Raw genomic sequence first — 18497 nt, forward strand, 5'->3', positions numbered from 1 at the left:
CGATGATCCCGTTGTCCTTCGCCCAGCGTCGGCTGTGGTTCCTCCACCGTCTGGAGGGGCCCTCCGCGACGTACAACATCCCCTTCGTGCTGCGTCTGGACGGGCCACTGGACACGGCCGCCCTGTCCGCGGCGGTGACGGACGTCGTCACCCGGCACGAGAGCCTGCGCACCCTGCTCGTGGAGACGCAGGACGGCACACCCGAACAGCACATCCTGTCCGCCGACGAGGCCGCCCCCTTGTTCTCGCTGCGGGACGTGGCCGCCGACGCGGTGGACGAGGAGGTGCGCGAGGCGGCGGGCGCGGGCTTCGAGCTGGACCGCGACCTGCCGCTGCGCACCACCGTGCTGCGGCTGTCCCCGCAGGAGCACGTGCTGGTGTTCGTCTTCCACCACGTGGCGGCCGACGGGGCGTCGATGGCGCCGTTCATGCGGGACCTGCTGTCCGCGTACGCGGCCCGTGCCCAGGGCCGGGCACCGGACTGGACGCCGCTGCCGGTGCAGTACAAGGACTACACGGTGTGGCAGCGGCAGATGCTGGGCGAGGTGGACGACCCCGACAGCGTCGCCGCCGAGCAACTCCATTACTGGAAGGAGGAGTTGGCAGGGGTTCCGCAACCGGTGCAGCTGCCGCTCGACCGGCCGCGTCCCACCTCGGCGAGTCACCGCGGCGGCCACGCCGACTTCCGGCTGGACGCCGACCTGATCGCCGGGATCGGCAAGCTGGCCGCCGACCACGGCGCCACCGGCCCGATGGTCGCCCAGGCCGTCCTGGCGGTGCTCCTGCACCACCTGGGCGCCGGCAACGACCTCACCATCGGCAGCCCCATCGAGGGGCGGGCCGACGAGCAGCTCGAAGACCTCATCGGGTTCTTCGCCAACACCTGGGTGCTGCGTGTCGACCTGTCCGGCAACCCCTCCTTCGGTGACCTGCTGGAGCAGGTCCGCGACCGGGCGCTGGCCGCGTACGACAACCAGGACGTGCCCTTCGAGCACCTGGTGGAACTCCTCAACCCCGACCGCACCACCGCCTACCAGCCGCTGTTCCAGGTGATGCTGGCCTGGCAGTTCTCCTGGTCGCAGATCGAGGTGCCCGGACTGCGGATCACGCCGCTGCCGACGGGCACCGACACCGCCAAGTTCGACCTGTTCTTCAACATCGTGCCGACCCCCGCCGGGCACGCCCACGGGCGCCTGGAGTACGCGACGCAGCTGTTCGACGCCGCCACCGCCCAGAGCCTGGTCGAGCGCTACGTGCGCGTGCTGCGGCAGCTGGTCGCCGAGCCCGGGACGCGGCTGGGCGCGGTGGACGTGCTCAGCGACGCCGAGCAGGAGCGGCAGGCCCGCTGGAACGCCACCGACGCACCGGTGCCCGCGGCGACGGTGCCGGAACTGGTCGCCAAGCAGGCGGCCCGGACACCGGGCGCGAGCGCCGTGGTGTGCGGGCACACCACCCTCCTGTACGGGGAGCTGGAGACCCGCGCGGGCCGGCTCGCCGCCGTCCTGCGCGAGCGCGGGGTGGGACCGGACGTCCTGGTGGCGGTGGCCCTGCCCCGCTCCGCGGACCTCGTCGTCGCCCTGCTCGCCGTGCTCAAGGCCGGCGGCGCCTACCTCCCCGTCGACCCGCAGTACCCGGCCGCCCGTGTCGGCCTGCTGCTCGACACCGCCCGCCCGGCCCTGGTGCTCAGCGACCGCTCCACCGCACCCGCGCTGCTGGGGGAGAGCGCCGCGCCCGTACTGGTCCTGGACGACCTGGACCTGGATCTGGACCTGGACGGTCCCGTCGTCGAGAACGCCGACCTGGGGATCGGGCCCGAGAACCTCGCGTACGTGATGTTCACGTCCGGATCGACCGGCACGCCCAAGGGCGTCGCCGTCACCCACGCCGGTGTGGTCAACGGCATCCAGGACCTGCGCCGGCGCACCCACGTCGAGCAGGGCTCGCGGATGCTGGCCGCCACGTCGGTGAACTTCGACGTGTCGGTCTTCGAGATCTTCACGGCGCTCACCACCGGGGCCGTCGTGGAGATCGTCCGTGACGTCCTCGAACTCGCCGAACGCGACCACTGGTCGGGCACCACCCTCAGTGCCGTACCCGCCGTGTTCTCCGCCCTCCTGGACCAACTCGCGCCCCCCGGGACCCCCGAGGCCCCCGGGGGTCTGGCACTGGACGTGGACACCGTCGTCCTGGCCGGCGAGGCGCTCTCCTTCGACCTGGTGGCAAAGATCCACCAGGCGCTGCCCGGCACCCGCGTCATCAACGCCTACGGACAGACCGAGAGCTTCTACACCTCCACCTTCACCCTGCCCCCGCAGGCGTCCGGGAGCGGCGCGGTGCCGATCGGCGCACCGCTGGCCAACATGCGCGCCCACGTCCTGGGACCCGAACTCGCCCCGGTTCCCCAGGGCGTGGTGGGCGAGCTGTACGTCGCCGGGCCGATCGCCCGCGGCTACCACCGCGCCGGCGCGACCACCGCCGAGCGGTTCGTGCCCTGCCCCTTCGGCCCACCCGGCACCCGCATGTACCGCACCGGCGACCTCGCCCGGTGGGACGAGGACGGCCAACTGACCTACGCGGGACGGGCCGACAACCAGGTCAAGGTCAACGGCATCCGCCTGGAGCCCACCGAGATCGAGACCGTCCTGGCCCGGCACCCCGCGGTCAGCCGGGCCGTGGTCACCGTCCGCGAGGACCACAACGGCACCCCCCGCCTGGTCGGTTACGTCGCCCAGACGGGCGCCGACGCCCACGGCGGCGACGTGGACATCAACGCCACCGTGTCCCCGGCCGACCTGCGGCGCTTCGCCGCCAAACGGCTGCCCGACTACATGGTGCCCGCCCAGCTCGTGGTCCTGGACCGGCTGCCGCTGACCCCCAGCGGCAAGCTCGACCGGGCCGCGCTGCCCGCTCCCCAGTTCACCGGCGCCCAGTACCGGGCGCCGCGAAACGACGCGGAACGGGTGCTGGCCGAGGTGTACGCCGACGTCCTGGGCGCCGGACGGATCGGCGTCGACGACGACTTCTTCACCAGCGGCGGCGACAGCATCCGCTCCATCCAGGTCGTCGCCCGCGCCAAGGCCCGCGGCGTACAGGTCACCACCCGCGAGGTGTTCGAGCACCGCACGGTCGCCCGGCTCGCCGAACTGGTCGAAGGCCGGGACCAGGAGGAGCGCGTGACGCTGGCCGAGCTGCCCGGCGGCGGCGTCGGCTGGGCGCCCCTGCCCCCGACCGCCGCACACGTGCTCGCCCTGGGCGGCGGCATCGGCCGGTTCTGCATGTCCGCCCTGCTGACCCTGCCGCCCGGCATCGACCGCACCACGCTGACCGCCACCCTGCAGACGGTCCTGGACCGCCACGACGTGCTGCGCTCGCGCCTGGACAGGGACGAGCCCGGACTGCGGATGCGGCCGGCGGGCGGCGTGGACGCCGCCGCCCTGCTGCGCGAGGCCGTCTACGCCGAGGCCGCCGTGCAGGGCGAGCTGGACGCGGCCGCGGACCGACTGGACCCCGACGCCGGGGTGATGGCGCAGTTCGTGTGGCTGACCCGTGCCGGCGGCGCGGACCGGCTGCTGATCGTGCTGCACCACCTGGTCGTCGACGGGGTGTCGTGGCGGATCCTGCTCCCCGACCTGGTGGCCGCCTGGCAGCAGGCGACCGGCGCCGCCTCCGGCGAACCGGCGGCCGTCGGCACCTCGCTGCGGCGCTGGACGCACGCCCTGGCCGAGGAGGCCGCCCGCCCCGAGCGCGTGGCGGAAGTACCCGTGTGGCAGGACCTGTTGCGCGACGACGAACCGGTCCTGGGCGCCCGCGCGCTGGACCCGGCCCGCGATGTCACCGCCACCGTGGACACCGTGCGCGTGCAGCTTCCGTCAGACGTCACCCACACTCTGCTGAACACGGTGCCCGCCCTGTTCCGCGGCGGCGTCGACGACGGCCTGCTGGCCGGACTCGCCCTGGCGCTGGCCCGCTGGCACCGCACCCGCGGCCGGTCCGCCTCCTCGGCACTGGTGCGCCTGGAGGGCCACGGCCGCGAGGAGCACCTGGTGCCCGGCGCCGACCTCTCCGGCACCGTCGGCTGGTTCACCGCCATGTACCCGGTGCGCCTCGACATCGGCGACGTCGACCTGGCCGACGCCTTCGCCGGCGGCCCGGCCGCCGGCCGCGCCGTCAAGGCCGTCAAGGAACAGCTGCGCGCGATACCCGACCACGGCATGGGCTACGGGCTGCTGCGCCACCTCAACCCCGACACCGCGGCCCGCCTGGCCGGCGCCCGCCAACCGCAGATCGGGTTCAACTACCTCGGCAAGGCCTCCGGGGCGGACCTCCCCGAGGAGCTGCGGGACCTGGGCTGGGCGCCCGACACCAGCCACGCGGACCTGATCGCCGCACCGGACGCGGACATGCCGGTGCTCTCCGCACTGGAGATCAACGCGGTGGCCACCGACAGCGGCCGCGGCGAGGAACTGAGCGCCTACTTCGGCTTCCCCACCGGCGTCCTCACCCGCCAGGAAGTCCAGGAACTGGCCGGACTGTGGACCCAGGCCCTCACCGCCCTGGCCCGCCACGCCGCAGGCCCCGACGCGGGCGGCCTGACCCCCAGCGACGTCCCCCTGGTCACCGTGGGCCAGCCCCGGATCGACGCCTGGGAGAGCCGCTTCGGCGCGCTCACCACCATCTGGCCCGCCACCCCGGCCCAGTCCGGGATCCTCTTCCAGGCCAAGCTCGCCGACGTCGACCCCTACCACATCCAGCTGGTCTTCCACCTGTCCGGCCGCGTCGACCCGCAGCGCATGCACCGCGCAGGACAGGCCCTGCTCGACCGCTACCCGGCGCTGCGCGCGGCCTTCGTCGAGGGCGCGGACGGCGACCTCGTGCAGGTCGTCCCCGCCTCGGTCACGCTGCCCTTCACCCACCTCGACCTGAGCGCGGTGCCCGAACCGCGGCGCACCGAGGAGTTCGAGCGCTTCCTCGAGCAGGACCAGCGCGCCTACTTCGACGCGGACCGCCCGCCCCTGATCCGCCTCGCCCTGGCGGTCCTCGACCCCGAGCGGCCCGAACTCGTCCTGACCGCCCACCACGCCCTGTACGACGGCTGGTCCACCCCGCTGCTCATGCAGGACCTGCTGCTGCTCTACGCCGCGGACGGCGACGGCAGCCGGCTGCCCGCACCCCGCGACTTCGGCGACTTCCTGTCCTGGCTCCACCGCCAGGACAAGGACGAGGCGGCCCGCGCGTGGGCCGGCGAACTCGAAGGACTGAAGGAGCCGACACTCCTGGTGCCCGACTCCGGCAGCGAGGACGACGGCACCCGCGGCCAGGTCGACGTCGAGCTGCCCGCCGAGGAGGCACGCGAACTCGTCCGCCGGGCCGCCGCCCTCGGGATCACCGTCAACACCCTGGTGCAGGGCGCCTGGGCGCTGCTGCTGAGCCAGCTCACCGGCCGCCAGGACGTGGTGTTCGGAGCGACCGTCTCCGGGCGCCCGCCCGCGGTCGCCGACGTCGAGTCGATGGTCGGCATGTTCATCAACACCGTGCCCGTCCGGGTCGCCCACTCGCCCGGCGACACCGTCGCCGACCTGCTGGGCGCCCTGCAGAGCCGCCAGGCCGACCTGGTGGAACACCACTACTACGGGCTCCCGGAGATCCAGAAGTCCGCCGGCGTACGGTCCCTGTTCGACACCCTGGTCGTCTTCGAGTCCTACCCGGTCGACCGGGAGGGTCTGGGCGCCGCCAGCGACGCCGCGGACGGCATCACCTTCACGGGCCTGCGCCCCTTCGCCGGCAACCACTACGCGCTGTGCCTCACCGCGGCGGCCGACACCCACCTCCAGCTCGTCATCCAGTACGCGCCGGGCGTCTTCGACGAAGCCACGGTACGGACGTACGCCCAGCGGCTGGCGCGCTTCCTGCGCCGGCTGGCCTCCGACCCCGCCCTGCGGATCGCGGGGATCGAGTCCATGGAGCCGGCCGAACGCGAGCGGGTGCTCGGCCGGGTCAACGACTGGAGCGTGCCCGCCTCGCACACCACCCTCACCGAGCGGGTCGCCGCGCAGGTGGCCCGGACCCCCGACGCGGTCGCCGTCGTCTCCGGCACCACCTCGCTGACCTACGCCGAACTGGACGCACGCGCCGAGCGCCTGGCCGCCGAGCTCGCCGGGCGCGGGGTGGGCCCGGAGAGCGTGGTGAGCGTGGTCCTGCCGCGTACCGTGGACGCGGTCGTGGCGCTGCTGGGGGTGCTCAAAGCCGGCGGGGCCTATCTGCCCGTCGACCCCGCCTACGCCGCGGCCCGGCTGCCGCACGTCCTGCCCACCGCCCGCCCGCACCTCATCCTGACCGACCGCGCCACCCGCACGCTCGTACCGGCCACCGACATCGGCGTCCTCGTCCTGGACGACATCGACTTCACCGCTCCCGGCCCGGCGGGGGAGCGGACCCCGGCCGGCCCCGACAACCTGGCCTACGTCATCTACACCTCGGGCTCCACGGGCGTCCCCAAGGGAGTCGGCGTCACCCACAGCACCGTCGTCAACGCCGTCGACGCCCTCGTCGCGCACGCCGGGGCCGAGTCCGGCCGGCGGGTCCTGGTCGCCGCCTCGTTCGGCTTCGACGTCGCCACCTTCGAGACCTTCGCCGCGCTGAGCACCGGCGGCACCGCCGAGATCGTGCGCGACGTGCTGGAGCTGGCCGAACGCGACAGCTGGGACGTCGACGTCATCTGCTCGGTGCCCTCCGCCTTCGCCGAACTCGTCGACCAGCTCGCGGACCGCATCGACCCGACGGCGCTGAACATCTCCGGCGAGGTACTCACCCCCGTCCTGGCGCAGCGGGTGCGCGCCCGCTGGCCCAAGGCCCGCGTCATCAACAGCTACGGCCCCAGCGAGACCTTCTACGCCACCGGTCACACCCTGGACCCCGACGAGCCCTACACCGCCGGTGTACCCATCGGGCGGCCCTTCCCGGGAGTGCGCGCCTACGTGCTCAGCCCCGGCCTGGGCCTGCTGCCGCCGGACACGCCGGGCGAGCTGTACCTGGCCGGCGCGGGCCGCGGCTACCACGGGCAGGCCGCCCTGACCGCCGACCGCTTCGTCCCCGACCCCTACGGGCCGCCCGGCTCGCGGATGTACCGCACCGGCGACCTCGCCAGCCTCACCCCCGACGGGGAGCTGCAGCACCTGGGCCGTATCGACACCCAGGTCAAGATCCGCGGCTACCGCGTCGAGCCCGCCGAGGTCGAGGCCGCCCTGACCAGCCATCCGCACATCGCCCAGGTCGCCGTCGTGACCCACAGGCCCGCCGACACCACGCCCTATCTGGCCGCCTACCTGGTCCCGGCCGACGGCGCGAGCGTCCCCGGCACGGCCGAGCTCCAGGACCACCTGGCCGACCGGCTGCCGGAGTACATGGTCCCGGCCGTCTACGTGCCACTGGAGCGGCTCCCGCTGTCCCCCAACGGCAAGCTCGACCTCAAGGCCCTGCCCGCCCCCGACCTGACCTCCGCCACTCCCTTCCGGGCGCCGGGGACCGCCCGCGAAAGGGACCTGGCCAAGCTGTTCGCGGACGTGCTGGGCGTGGAGAAGGTCGGCGTCGACGACGGCTTCTTCGAACTGGGCGGGCACTCCCTGCTCGCCACCCGGCTGATCACCCGCGCCCGCGCCGAGATCGGGATGGAGATCCCGATCCGGAAGATCTTCGACTTGCCGACGGTGGCGGCGCTCGCCGCCTGGTCCGAGGAATCGGCCGTCCCGCTCCGCCCCGCTCTCCGCAGGATGACCGTAGAGGAGTACACCCAGTGATTCCGCTTTCATTCGCCCAGCGCCGTATGTGGCTCACCCAGCAACTGGAGGGCGGCGCGGAGACCTACAACATCTCTCCCGCGTTCCGGCTGACCGGGCCGCTCGACGAGGCCGCCCTCGTCGCCGCCGTCGGCGACGTGGTCGCCCGCCACGAACCGCTGCGCACCACCTACGTGACGGACGACAACGACGAACCCCACCAGCGGATCCTGCCCATCGGCCAGGCACCCGTCGAGGTGCCCGTCGTCGACGTGGCCCCCGAGGACCTCGACGGGGCGGTCGAGGCGTTCATCGCGCACCGCTTCGACCTGATGGCCGAGATCCCGCTGCGGGTGCGCCTGTTCCGCTGCGCGCCGCAGGAGCACGTCCTGGTGCTGCTCATCCACCACATCGCCTCCGACGGCGTCTCGGGCGGCCCGCTGGCCCGCGACCTGACCACCGCCTACACCGCGCGCATCGAGGGCCGGGCACCGCACTTCGAGCCGCTGCCGGTGACGTACAAGGACTACGCGCTGTGGCAGCGCGAGCTGCTGGGCGAGGTCAGCGACCCCGGCAGCCTGGCCGCGGCGCAGGCCGAGTACTGGCGCAAGGAACTGTCCGGGGTGCCGCAGCCCCTGAGCCTGCCGCTGGACCGCCCCCGGCCCGCGACCCGCAACTCGCAGGGCGACTCCCTCACCCTCGAAGTGGACGCGGAGGTGGCCGCCGGCCTGCGGAAGCTGGCCGAGGACCGCGGCATGACCATGGCCATGGTGGTGCAGGCCGCGCTTGGCGTGCTGCTGAACAAGCTGGGCGGCGGCGAGGACGTGACGATCGGCAACCCGATCGCCGGGCGGACCGACGAGGCGCTCGCCGACCTGGTCGGCCTGTTCGTCAACACCCAGGTCCTGCGGGTGGATCTCGCGGGCAACCCCTCCTTCGCCGACCTGCTCCCGCAGGTGCGGGACAAGGCGCTCGCCGCCTACGAGCACCAGGACGTGCCCTTCGAGACGCTGGTCGAACTGATCAACCCCGACCGCTCCACGTCCTACCAGTCGCTGTTCCAGGTGATGTTCGCCTGGCAGAGCTTCGAGAAGGCCGACTTCGAACTGCCCGGACTGCGCGTCGTGTTCGAGCAGTACCTCACGCAGACCTCGCTGGCCGACCTGTTCTTCAGCCTCGCCGTGACCGACACCGGAACCCTGCGCGGCGACCTGATGTACGCCACCCAGCTCTTCGACCGGGACACCGCCGAGGAGATCGCCGCCCGGTTCGTGCGCGTCCTGCGGCAGGTGGCCGCCGACCCGCAGGCCCCGCTGAGCACCATCGAGGTGCTGGGACAGGACGAGCGGGACTGGCTGGTGCGGCGGGTCAACGACACCGCGCACCCGGTCGCCGCGACCACCCTGCCGGACGCCTTCGAGGCCCAGGTGCGCCGCGACCCCGAGCGCGTCGCGGTCATCGCCGAGGACGAGCAGCTCACGTACGGGGAGTTCAACCGGCGGGCGAACCGGCTGGCGCACTGGCTCATCGAGCAGGGCGCGGGCCCCGAAAAGCTCGTCGCGGTGAAGATCCCCCGCTCCGTGGACCTGCTGGTGGCCGTGTACGGCATCGTCAAGGCCGGCGCGGCCTACGTGCCCCTGGACACCGAACTGCCCAAGGACCGGGTGCGGCACGTGCTGAACGGCGCCAAGCCGCTGTTGTTGCTCGACGGGACGCTGCCGGACGTGTCGGGGTATGCGGACACCGACCCCGAGCGGGACCTGTCGCCCGACAACGCCGCCTACGTCATCTTCACCTCCGGCTCCACCGGCGGCCCCAAGGGCGTCCCGGTGGCCCACCGGTCCATCATGAACCGGATCGAATGGGGGCTTGAGCACTTCGACGTCACCGTCGAGGACCGGATGCTGGTGAGCACCTCGGCGAGCTTCGACGCCTCGGTGCCGGAGATGTTCTCCAACCTGCAGATGGGCGCCTCCGTCGTCGTCGCCAGCGCGGACGGGCGCCGTGACCCCGCCTACCTCGCCGACCTCATCCAGCGCGAGCGGGTCACCGGCGCGTTCTTCGTGCCCTCGCTGCTGTCCGCGTTCGTCACCGAGCCGACGGCAGGCGACTGCTCCAGCCTGCGGTGGATCGAGGTCGCCGCCGAGGCGTTCCCCGCCGCCCTGGCCAACCGGTTCACCGACCTGCTGCCCGGCTGCAGCGCCAACAACCTCTACGGCCCCACCGAGGCCACCGTCGAGGTCACCGGCTGGCAGCACGTCCCCGGCGCCGACCGCGTGCCCATCGGCGCCCCGATCTGGAACAACCAGGTCTACGTCCTGGACGCGGCGCTGCGCCCGGTGGCACCCGGAGTCGCCGGCGAGCTGTACCTGGCCGGCACCTGCCTGGCCCGCGGCTACCTCGGCCAGACCGGGCTGACCTCGGAGCGGTTCGTGGCCTGCCCCTTCGGTCCGGCCGGCGCCCGCATGTACCGCACCGGCGACCTGGTCAAGTTCAACAAGGACGGCCAGGTCGAATACCTCGGGCGCACCGACTCCCAGGTCAAGGTCCGCGGCTTCCGCATCGAACTGGGCGAGATCGAGCACGTCCTGAGCGGGCACCCCTCGGTGGCGCAGGCCGCCGTCGTGGTCCGCGAGGACCAGAAGGGCGACCAGCGCCTGGTGGCCTACGTGGAGCCCGACCCGGACGCCGCCGTGGCCGACGCCGACGCCCAGATCGAGGAGTGGCGCCGGCTGTTCGACGAGCAGGCCGCCCAGGCCGGCGACGAGCCCTTCGGTGAGGACTTCCAGCAGTTCACCTCCGTGTACGACGGGGAGCCGGTCCCGCTGGAGCAGCTGCGGCAGTGGCAGGACGCGGCGGCGGCGCAGGTCCTGCGGTACGCGCCGCGCCGGGTGCTGGAGATCGGGGTGGGCTCCGGCCTGCTCCTGGCCGGGGTGGTCGGCAAGGTCGACGCTTACTGGGGCACCGACCTCAGCGTCACCGCCGTCGACAGGCTCCGCGCGCAGGCCGAGGAGGCGGGCCACGGCGACCGCGTCACGCTGCTCGCCCAGCCCGCCCACGACCTCTCCGGGCTGCCCCTGGGGAGCTTCGACACCGTCGTGGTGAACTCGGTGGTGCAGTACTTCCCCAGCGCCGAGTACCTGGACGAGGTTTTGTCCGCCCTCCTCGGCCTCCTCGCCCCGGGCGGCCGTCTCGTCGTCGGCGACGTCCGCAACGCCGAGACGCTGCGCATCCTCGCGACCGCGCAGGCCCAGGCGGCCCAGCCGTACGCCTCCCACGAGGAGATCCGCTCGGCGGTGGAGCAGGCACTGCTCGCCCAGCGTGAACTGGCCGTCGCGCCGCAGTGGTTCGCCGAGTGGGCGGCGCGGCACCGGCTGAGCGCGGACATCCGCCTCAAGGCCGGACAGGCGCACAACGCGCTGACCCGCCACCGTTACGAGGTCGTGCTGCACACCCAGCCGTCCGACGTCCTGGACCTCTCCTCCGTCCCCGCGCTGACCTGGGGACGCGAGGTGTCCGACCTGGCCGGCCTCGGCGAGCGCGCACGTCAGGAGGGCGGGCCGGTGCGGGTGAGCGGCATCCCGAACGCCCGGCTCTCCGAGGAGAGCGCCGCGGCATTGTTCGCCGGCGTGCTCGCCGCGGAGCCACCCGTCGGCAGGCCCCTGGACCCGCAGGACGTGGCCGCCTGGGCGGAACGCCGGGGCCAGGAAGCGGTGTTGACCTGGTCGAGCGAGGCCGTCCACAGCTTCGACGTGATCCTCCTGCCCGAACAGCGTCCCGTCAGCGGTGCCTTCGTGCCCAGCACGGTCGCCGGACGGATCCGCCACAACACCCCCGCCCTGGCGCAGGCGATCGGCCCGCTGGTGGCCGAACTGCCCGACCACCTGCGCGCACGGCTGCCCGACTACATGGTCCCCGCCGCGGTCGTGCCGCTGTCGCAGCTCCCGCTGAACCCGGCAGGCAAGATCGACCGGGGAGCGCTGCCGGCCGAGCACATGAGCACCGTCAGCAGCGGAGAACCCCGCAACTCCCACGAGGAGAAGCTGTGCTCCTTCTTCAGCGACCTGCTGAACCTGGAGCGTGTCGGCATCAACGACGACTTCTTCGCCCTCGGCGGGCACTCCCTGCTGGCCACCCGGCTCAGCGCCCGCATCCGCAAGGCGTTCGGCGCCGACATGCCGCTGCGCACGATCATCCAGTACCCCACGGTCGCCGAACTGGCCGCGCTGCTCCTCATCGGCAGCGTCCCCGGTGACCACGCCGACTCCTTCGCCGTCGTACTGCCCCTCAACCGGGACCCGGGCACGGGCAAGCCGCCGGTGTGGTTCGTGCACGGCGGCGGCGGCCTGGGCTGGGCGTACTTCACCTTCGCCCCGCACGTGCCCGACCGCGCCTCCTACGCCCTGCAGTCCCGGGGCTCCAACGGCACGGATCCGATGGCCGGCTCGGTGCAGGAGATGGTCGAGGACTACCTCGCCCAGATCCTCAAGGTCCAGCCGCAGGGCCCCTACAACCTGGTCGGCTGGTCCTACGGCGGCCCGATCGTCCACGCCCTGGCCACCGCCCTGGAGCGCCTGGGACACGAGGTCGGCCTGGTGGCCGTCCTGGACACCCAGCCGGCCACCGGCACCGCGGACAACGGCTTCAAGCAGGTCGCCGGCCGCACACAGGACCTCTACCGGGCGGACATCGAGGAGGTGTTCGGCAAGTTCATGAACACCGGCAACATGGACGCCTTCCTCGACACCATGTCCAAGGTCGGCGCCAACAACCTGCAGAAGATGGGCGACTTCGTCTCCCCGGTCTACGGCGGCGACGTGCTGTACTTCAACGCGACGCTGGACAAGACCGACGGACAGTCCTCCTACGGGCCCGAATGGCGCCCCTACGTGAACGGCTCCTTCGAGGAGTACGACGTGGACGCCACCCACCACGACCTGCACATGCCCAAACCGGCCGGCCAGATCATGAAGGTCGTCGCCCGCAAGCTGGCAGCGACCTGACCGATGCCCGCCACCACCTGGACACACCGACGACTGGATGATTGGGGTTGGTCACGGTGACAGAACCCGGCACGTCCGCACCACACGCACACCAGGCCACGCTGCTGTGCGTGCCGTTCGCCGGAGCGGGACCCTCGTTCTTCCACCCGTGGCGGGAGCTGTCCGCCGGCCGCTGGCGGATCAGCACCGTCGACCTGCCCGGCCGCGAACGCCGGCTCATGGAGCCGCCCTACCGCAATGTCGTGGAGGCCGCCAAGAGCGAGGCCGACGCCGTCGCCGCGGACCTCGGACAGGGCGCGCGCACCGTCCTGTTCGGGCACAGCCTGGGCGCGGTCCTCGCCTACGAACTGGCGCATCTGCTCACCGACCGAGGCGTGCACGTCGAGCGGCTCGTCGTCAGCGGCTCCCCGGGGCCCTGGACCCAGCGCGAGCGGCGGGCGGCGGGACTCCCGGACGAGGAGTTCCTCGCCCGCGTCGAGGAGTTCGCCGGGTTCCGGCACGAGGCCCTGGACCACCCGGAGATGCGCGAGCTGATCCTGCCGGTCCTGCAGGCCGACTGCGAGATGCACGAGGCCTACGTGCCCAGCACCGACACCCCGCTGACCGTGCCGATCTGCTCGCTGCGCGGCGACAGCGACGGCCTGGTCACCGCCGAGGAGGCGCGGCAGTGGCGCGACGCGACCACCGCCGACTTCTCCTACGTGGAGTTCCCGGGCGACCACATGTACCTGGTCGACCTCGGCCGGCAGGTGCTGGACGTGATCGAGGCCCAGACGGCCCGCTGACACGCGCAGACAGGCACACGAGCACCGGGCCGCCAGGCCCGGCGTGACGGTAAGGGCGTCCGCCCCGGCGGACGCCCTTACCGTCGTTGCTCCGCCGCTCCTCCGCGTCCCGTAGGCCCCGCTCCTCCGCGTCCCGTAGGCCCGCTTGCCCTCGGTCGCGCGCCGTCGCCGGACCCGCCCGCCTCCCGGTCGGGGACATCGAGAGGATCTCGAGCGCCGCGTCACGGGCGTGGCAGGCCCGTGTCAGCGGGGCCGGGACAGTAGCGGCATGAAGAGTTCCGCGATCGCAGTTTCCGGGCTGCGCAAGGCATACGGTGAGACCGTCGTGCTCGACGGCATCGACTTCGAGGTGGCCGCCGGCTCGGTGTTCTCCCTGCTGGGCCCGAACGGGGCCGGCAAGACGACGACCGTGAACGTGCTGACCACCCTGCTGACGGCCGACGCCGGCACGGTGCACGTCGCCGGGCACGACGTCGCGACCGCAACCAAACAGGTACGCGCGGCGATCGGCGTGACCGGCCAGTTCGCCGCCGTCGACGACCTGCTGTCGGGACGTGAGAACCTGCAGCTGGTGGCCGACCTCAAGCGCGTGCGCTCGGGCGACCAGGTCGTGGCGGGGCTCCTCGACCGCTTCGACCTGGGGGAGTCGGCGGACAAGCTCGCCTCGACCTACTCGGGCGGCATGCGGCGCAAGCTGGACCTGGCGATGACCCTGGTCGGCAACCCCCAGATCATCTTCCTGGACGAGCCCACCACCGGCCTCGACCCCCGAAGCCGCCGCACCATGTGGGCGATCGTCCGCGAACTGGTCGCCGAGGGCACCACCATCTTCCTCACCACCCAGTACCTGGAGGAAGCCGACCAGCTCGCCGACCGCATCGCGGTCCTCAACCAGGGCCGCCTCGTCGCGCAGGGCACCGCCGACGAACTCAAGCGCCAGATCCCCGGCACCCACGTCAGGCTCCGCTTCACCGACACCTTCGAGCTCGACGCGGCCGCCCGTATCTTCGCCGACTCCACCCGCAACGACGAGGAACTCACCCTGCGGGTGCCCAGCGACGGCGAGTCCAGGTCCCTGCGGGCCCTGCTGGACCGGCTCGACGCCCACACCCTCAACGCCCAGGAATTCTCCGTGCACACACCCGACCTCGACGACGTCTTCCTCGCCCTGACCGAGCACACCACCAAGGACAAGGAGGCGATCGCCCGATGAGTACCGCCTCGACCGCGCTGACCGACTCGGCCATCATGCTGCGCCGCAACGTCAAGCACACCCTGCGCAACCCCACCACCGTCTTCAACGCGGTCCTCTTCCCGATCGTCATCATGCTGATGTTCGTGAAGGTGTTCGGCGGCGCCTTCAGCGTCGGCGAGGACTACATCGACTACGCCACACCGGGCCTGCTCGTGATGGCCGTCAGCTACGGCCTGGGCGCGACCGCCACGGCCGTCAACGACGACATGACCAAGGGCATCATCAACCGGTTCAAGACCATGGACGTCTCCCGCGGCGCGATGCTGACCGGACACGTCGTCGTCACCACGGTGCGCTGCCTGGTGGCCTCCGCGGCCATCGTCGCGGTCGCCTTCGCGATGGGCTTCGACCCGGCCGCCGGCCCCATGGACTGGCTCGGCGTACTGGGCCTGTTCGTCCTGCTCGCCGTCGGCGCCAGCTGGCTCACCGTCGCCATGGGCCTGGCCGCCAAGTCCACCGAGTCGGCGGGCCTGGCCACCGTGCCGCTGATCATGCTGCCGTTCCTGAGCAGCGCGTTCGTGCCCGCGGACACGATGGGGGCCGGGGTGAAGCAGTTCGCCCAGTACCAGCCCTTCACCCCCATCATCGAGACACTGCGCGGACTGCTGGCAGGCAACCCCGACAGCGGCGACGCCTTCGCGGCCGTCGCCTGGTGCCTGGGACTCGCCGTCCTCGGCTACGTGTGGGCGCTGTCCACCTTCAAGAAGCGAGCCTGACCCCCCGCCGGAGCGGCCGCAGCCGCACCGCGACCGCCCGGCCCCGGCCGCCCCGGCGACACCCGCCGGGGCGCGACCGCGCGTGGCCCCAGGAACCTGCTCCGGCCGCCCGGCGGGACTCCCGACCCAGCCCCACCCCCATCGACACGGATGCCTTGAGGAGACGCGGCCATGGCCGATCCGATCGTGAGCCTGACGAACCCCGAATTCACCGACGACCCCATCGAGGCCTACGGGCGCCTGCGCGAGAGCGCCCCGCTCGTCCGCATCGGGTTCCCCGGCGGACCGCGCGTGTGGCTGGTCACGCGCAACGAGGAGATCAAGGCGGTGCTGAGCGACCCGCGGCTCGTCGTCGACTACAGCAACGTCCCCGGCCACCAGGGGCCCAGCGTCGCCGACCAGATGGTCGCCGCCCTCGACCTGCCCGAAGAGTTCCGGCCCTACGTCGCGGCCAACATGATGCTCCTGGACGGCCAGGAGCACACACGCCAGCGCCGCCTGGTGACTCCCGCCTTCACCGTCCGGCGGATCAACGCACTGCGGCCCCGCATCGAGGAGATATCCGCCCAGCTCCTCGACGAGCTGGCCGCCAAGGGCTCCGGCGACCTCATCGAGGACTACTCCTCACCGTTGACCGGAACCGTCATCTGCGAACTCATCGGCATCGACGAGGCCGACCAGCCGCAGGTACGCAAGTGGATGAACGAGTACACCGATCCCGACGGCGACCTCGCGACCAGCGCCCGCAAGATGGTGGCCTACGTCAAGAAACTCATCCAGCGACGCCGGGCCGAACCCGCGGACGACATGATCTCCACCCTCGTCCAGACCAGCGGCGAGGACGGCGACCGGCTCAGCGAAGCCGAGATCATCTCCATGGTGCTCACCGTCGTGAACAACGGACACCACTCCACCTCCCACTTCATCCCCAACGCGGTCCTCGCCCTCTTCGACAACCCCGACCAGCTCGCTTTGCTGCGCGCCCGGCCCGACGCCCTGCCGCACGCCATCCACGAGCTGATGCGCGTCGCCAACCCGGTCCCGACCGCCGGACCCCGGTACGCGACCGAGGACCTGGAGTTCGCCGGATACTCCATCTGCAAGGGCGACGCCCTGACCGGCTCCTACCTCTCCGCCAACCACGACCCGCGTGTCTTCGACAAGCCCGAGCAGTGCGACGTCGAGCGCGAACTCAAGCGCGGACAGGGCCATCTCTCCTACGGGGCCGGCCCGCACTACTGCCCTGGTGCGGCCCTGGCCCATCTGGAGGGCGAGATCGCGCTGAACCACCTGCTGATCCAGCGCGACACCCTCGAAGTCACCGTCAGCCGCAAGGCGTTGCGGTACACCGAGGCCACACCGGGCGGCGCCCGCCTGCTCAACGCCCTGCCGGTGCGCCTGTGAGGGAAGGCGCCGGCGGACAGACGGACGGCCCCCGAACGCATCACGTTCGGGGGCCGTCCGCTGCCTCGCGTGTCGTCCGTCGCAGCCGTCCGGACGTGCGCGGCACACGTCACATGGTCTGCGGCTGAAGTACCTGCCCGTGGCCGGCCGGGGCCGCCGCGACCAGTTGCTTGCCCCGCTGGTCCTGGACGAGCCGGCCCAGCCGCTCGACACCCAGGGCGATCTGTTCAGGGGTGAGCACGCTGAAGGAGAGCCGGGCCTGGTGAAATCCCGCGGTGCCACCGTAGAAGTGATGCATGGGCGTCCACAGGACCCCGAACTTGGAGGCCGAGTATTCGAGCATGTCGTCGTCGGCCAGGAAAGGCAGGGTGACGACGACGAACATGCCGCCGCGCGGCGTGTTCCAAGAAACGTCCGGCGACGATTCCGGCCCGGTCCTGAACACGGACGTCAGTCCGTCCAGCACGGCGGTCAGATTCCTGCGGTAGACCGCCGCCTCCCGAGCGGTGGCGCGTTTGAGACTGCAGCCGTTCTCCAGGAGGTAACCGCCGATGACCGCCTGAGCGACCGTCGAGGTGTTCAGGGTCACCATGCTTTTCAGCCTGGCGAGATGGTCGGCGAGCAATACCGGATCCGCGGACGTGGCCTGTGCCGACATCACGGGCTGATCCGCGATGACGTAACCCACGCGGGCGCCGGCGAACGCGGATTTCGCGAAAGAGCCGAGGTGGATCACCTGATGGTGCGCGTCCAGGGATTTGAGGAGCGGCAGCGGTGAACCGCCGTCCGAGAAAAGGGAATAGGGATTGTCCTCGATGACGAGAATCCCTTCCCGCCTGGCCAGTTCGAGCAGGGCGATCCGGTCCGCCAACGACATGCTCGCACCGCTGGGGTTGGCGAAGTCGGGGACGACGTAACAGGCACGCGGGCGAAGCCCTTCGCGCCGTGCTCCGGCGATCTGCCGCTCCAGATCCTCCAGGTCGATGCCCCCCTCGCCCTCCCGGACCGAGCGCAGCGGGGCGCCCGCCACCCGGGCCGCGCCGATGAACCCGACGTAGTTCGGCGTCGCGGCCAGGATGACGTCCTGGGTGTCGCGGACGAGCGCCCGCAGCACCAGCACCATCGCCTCCTGGCAGCCGGTGGTCACCACGATGCTCTCCGGATTCACCGTCAGACCTTCGTCGAACTCCAGCTGCCGCGCAATGAGTTCGTGAATGAATCCCTTGGTGCGGCCGTACTGGAAGAAGGTGCGCCGCACCTGCTCCGGGGGAAGCCCTATCTCGTCCTCCAGGTAATTCCGGAACGTCGCGAGGTGACGTGATAGGTTCTCGACGTCGTAAAATCCCTCGAACGGGCGCCCCGCGGAGAACGAGACCGCGTCCGGATACCTTCCCGCCAGCTCATTGAGCAGCGTCATGGAAGTGAGTGCGGGGTCGTCCACCGATTCGTGCAGGTCGGTGATGCTCAGCCGATTGGGCCCTGGGTGCATGGACATAGTCACGTCATCCTCATCCGCCGGACAACTCAGTGGTGAGCTGGTGTCGGCCAGGTAGGGCAGTGCT

The 18497-nt window shown here is 71.8% G+C and carries 7 protein-coding genes; 6 read left to right on the top strand and 1 reads right to left on the bottom strand.

Translation table 11 applies throughout. From position 1 onward, the window contains the following. The first annotated feature begins 2 nt into the window (after positions 1-2). The 6 genes from ACWGIS_RS15910 to ACWGIS_RS15935 all read left to right on the top strand — a co-directional run bounded on the left by ACWGIS_RS15910 (position 3) and on the right by ACWGIS_RS15935 (position 16935). Complete coding sequence (locus ACWGIS_RS15910; RefSeq protein ID WP_453362995.1) at positions 3-7793, top strand: amino acid adenylation domain-containing protein; 7791 nt, start codon at positions 3-5, stop codon at positions 7791-7793. Beyond that, complete coding sequence (locus ACWGIS_RS15915) at positions 7790-12775, top strand: amino acid adenylation domain-containing protein (RefSeq protein ID WP_453362996.1); 4986 nt, start codon at positions 7790-7792, stop codon at positions 12773-12775. Before ACWGIS_RS15910 ends, ACWGIS_RS15915 begins: the two co-directional genes overlap by 4 nt. A 101-nt stretch (positions 12776-12876) precedes the next feature. Beyond that, entirely contained in the window at positions 12877-13560 is a 684-nt protein-coding gene (locus ACWGIS_RS15920; RefSeq protein WP_453363070.1) for a thioesterase II family protein, read from the top strand. Between the two features lie 268 nt (positions 13561-13828). Next, positions 13829-14773: an ATP-binding cassette domain-containing protein gene (locus tag ACWGIS_RS15925; RefSeq protein ID WP_453362997.1), complete on the top strand. Its 945-nt coding sequence runs from the start codon at positions 13829-13831 to the stop codon at positions 14771-14773. Next, complete coding sequence (locus ACWGIS_RS15930) at positions 14770-15531, top strand: ABC transporter permease (protein ID WP_453362998.1); 762 nt, start codon at positions 14770-14772, stop codon at positions 15529-15531. Before ACWGIS_RS15925 ends, ACWGIS_RS15930 begins: the two co-directional genes overlap by 4 nt. A 171-nt stretch (positions 15532-15702) precedes the next feature. Next, positions 15703-16935: a cytochrome P450 family protein gene (locus ACWGIS_RS15935; protein WP_453362999.1), complete on the top strand. Its 1233-nt coding sequence runs from the start codon at positions 15703-15705 to the stop codon at positions 16933-16935. 109 nt (positions 16936-17044) lie between these two features. On the opposite strand, the gene ACWGIS_RS15940 is transcribed toward ACWGIS_RS15935, so the two are convergent. Next, positions 17045-18430: an aminotransferase-like domain-containing protein gene (locus ACWGIS_RS15940; RefSeq protein WP_453363000.1), complete on the bottom strand. Its 1386-nt coding sequence runs from the start codon at positions 18428-18430 to the stop codon at positions 17045-17047. Positions 18431-18497: the final 67 nt, after the last annotated feature.

The sequence above is a fragment of the Streptomyces sp. NPDC054842 genome, assembly GCF_053611025.1.

Bases quoted from the DNA above. Each gene is read 5' to 3' on its own strand.
- ACWGIS_RS15940 (WP_453363000.1), bottom strand. From the start codon at position 18,430: ATGTCCATGCACCCAGGGCCCAATCGGCTGAGCATCACCGACCTGCAC.
- ACWGIS_RS15910 (WP_453362995.1), top strand. From the start codon at position 3: ATGATCCCGTTGTCCTTCGCCCAGCGTCGGCTGTGGTTCCTCCACCGT.
- ACWGIS_RS15935 (WP_453362999.1), top strand. From the start codon at position 15,703: ATGGCCGATCCGATCGTGAGCCTGACGAACCCCGAATTCACCGACGAC.
- ACWGIS_RS15925 (WP_453362997.1), top strand. From the start codon at position 13,829: ATGAAGAGTTCCGCGATCGCAGTTTCCGGGCTGCGCAAGGCATACGGT.
- ACWGIS_RS15930 (WP_453362998.1), top strand. From the start codon at position 14,770: ATGAGTACCGCCTCGACCGCGCTGACCGACTCGGCCATCATGCTGCGC.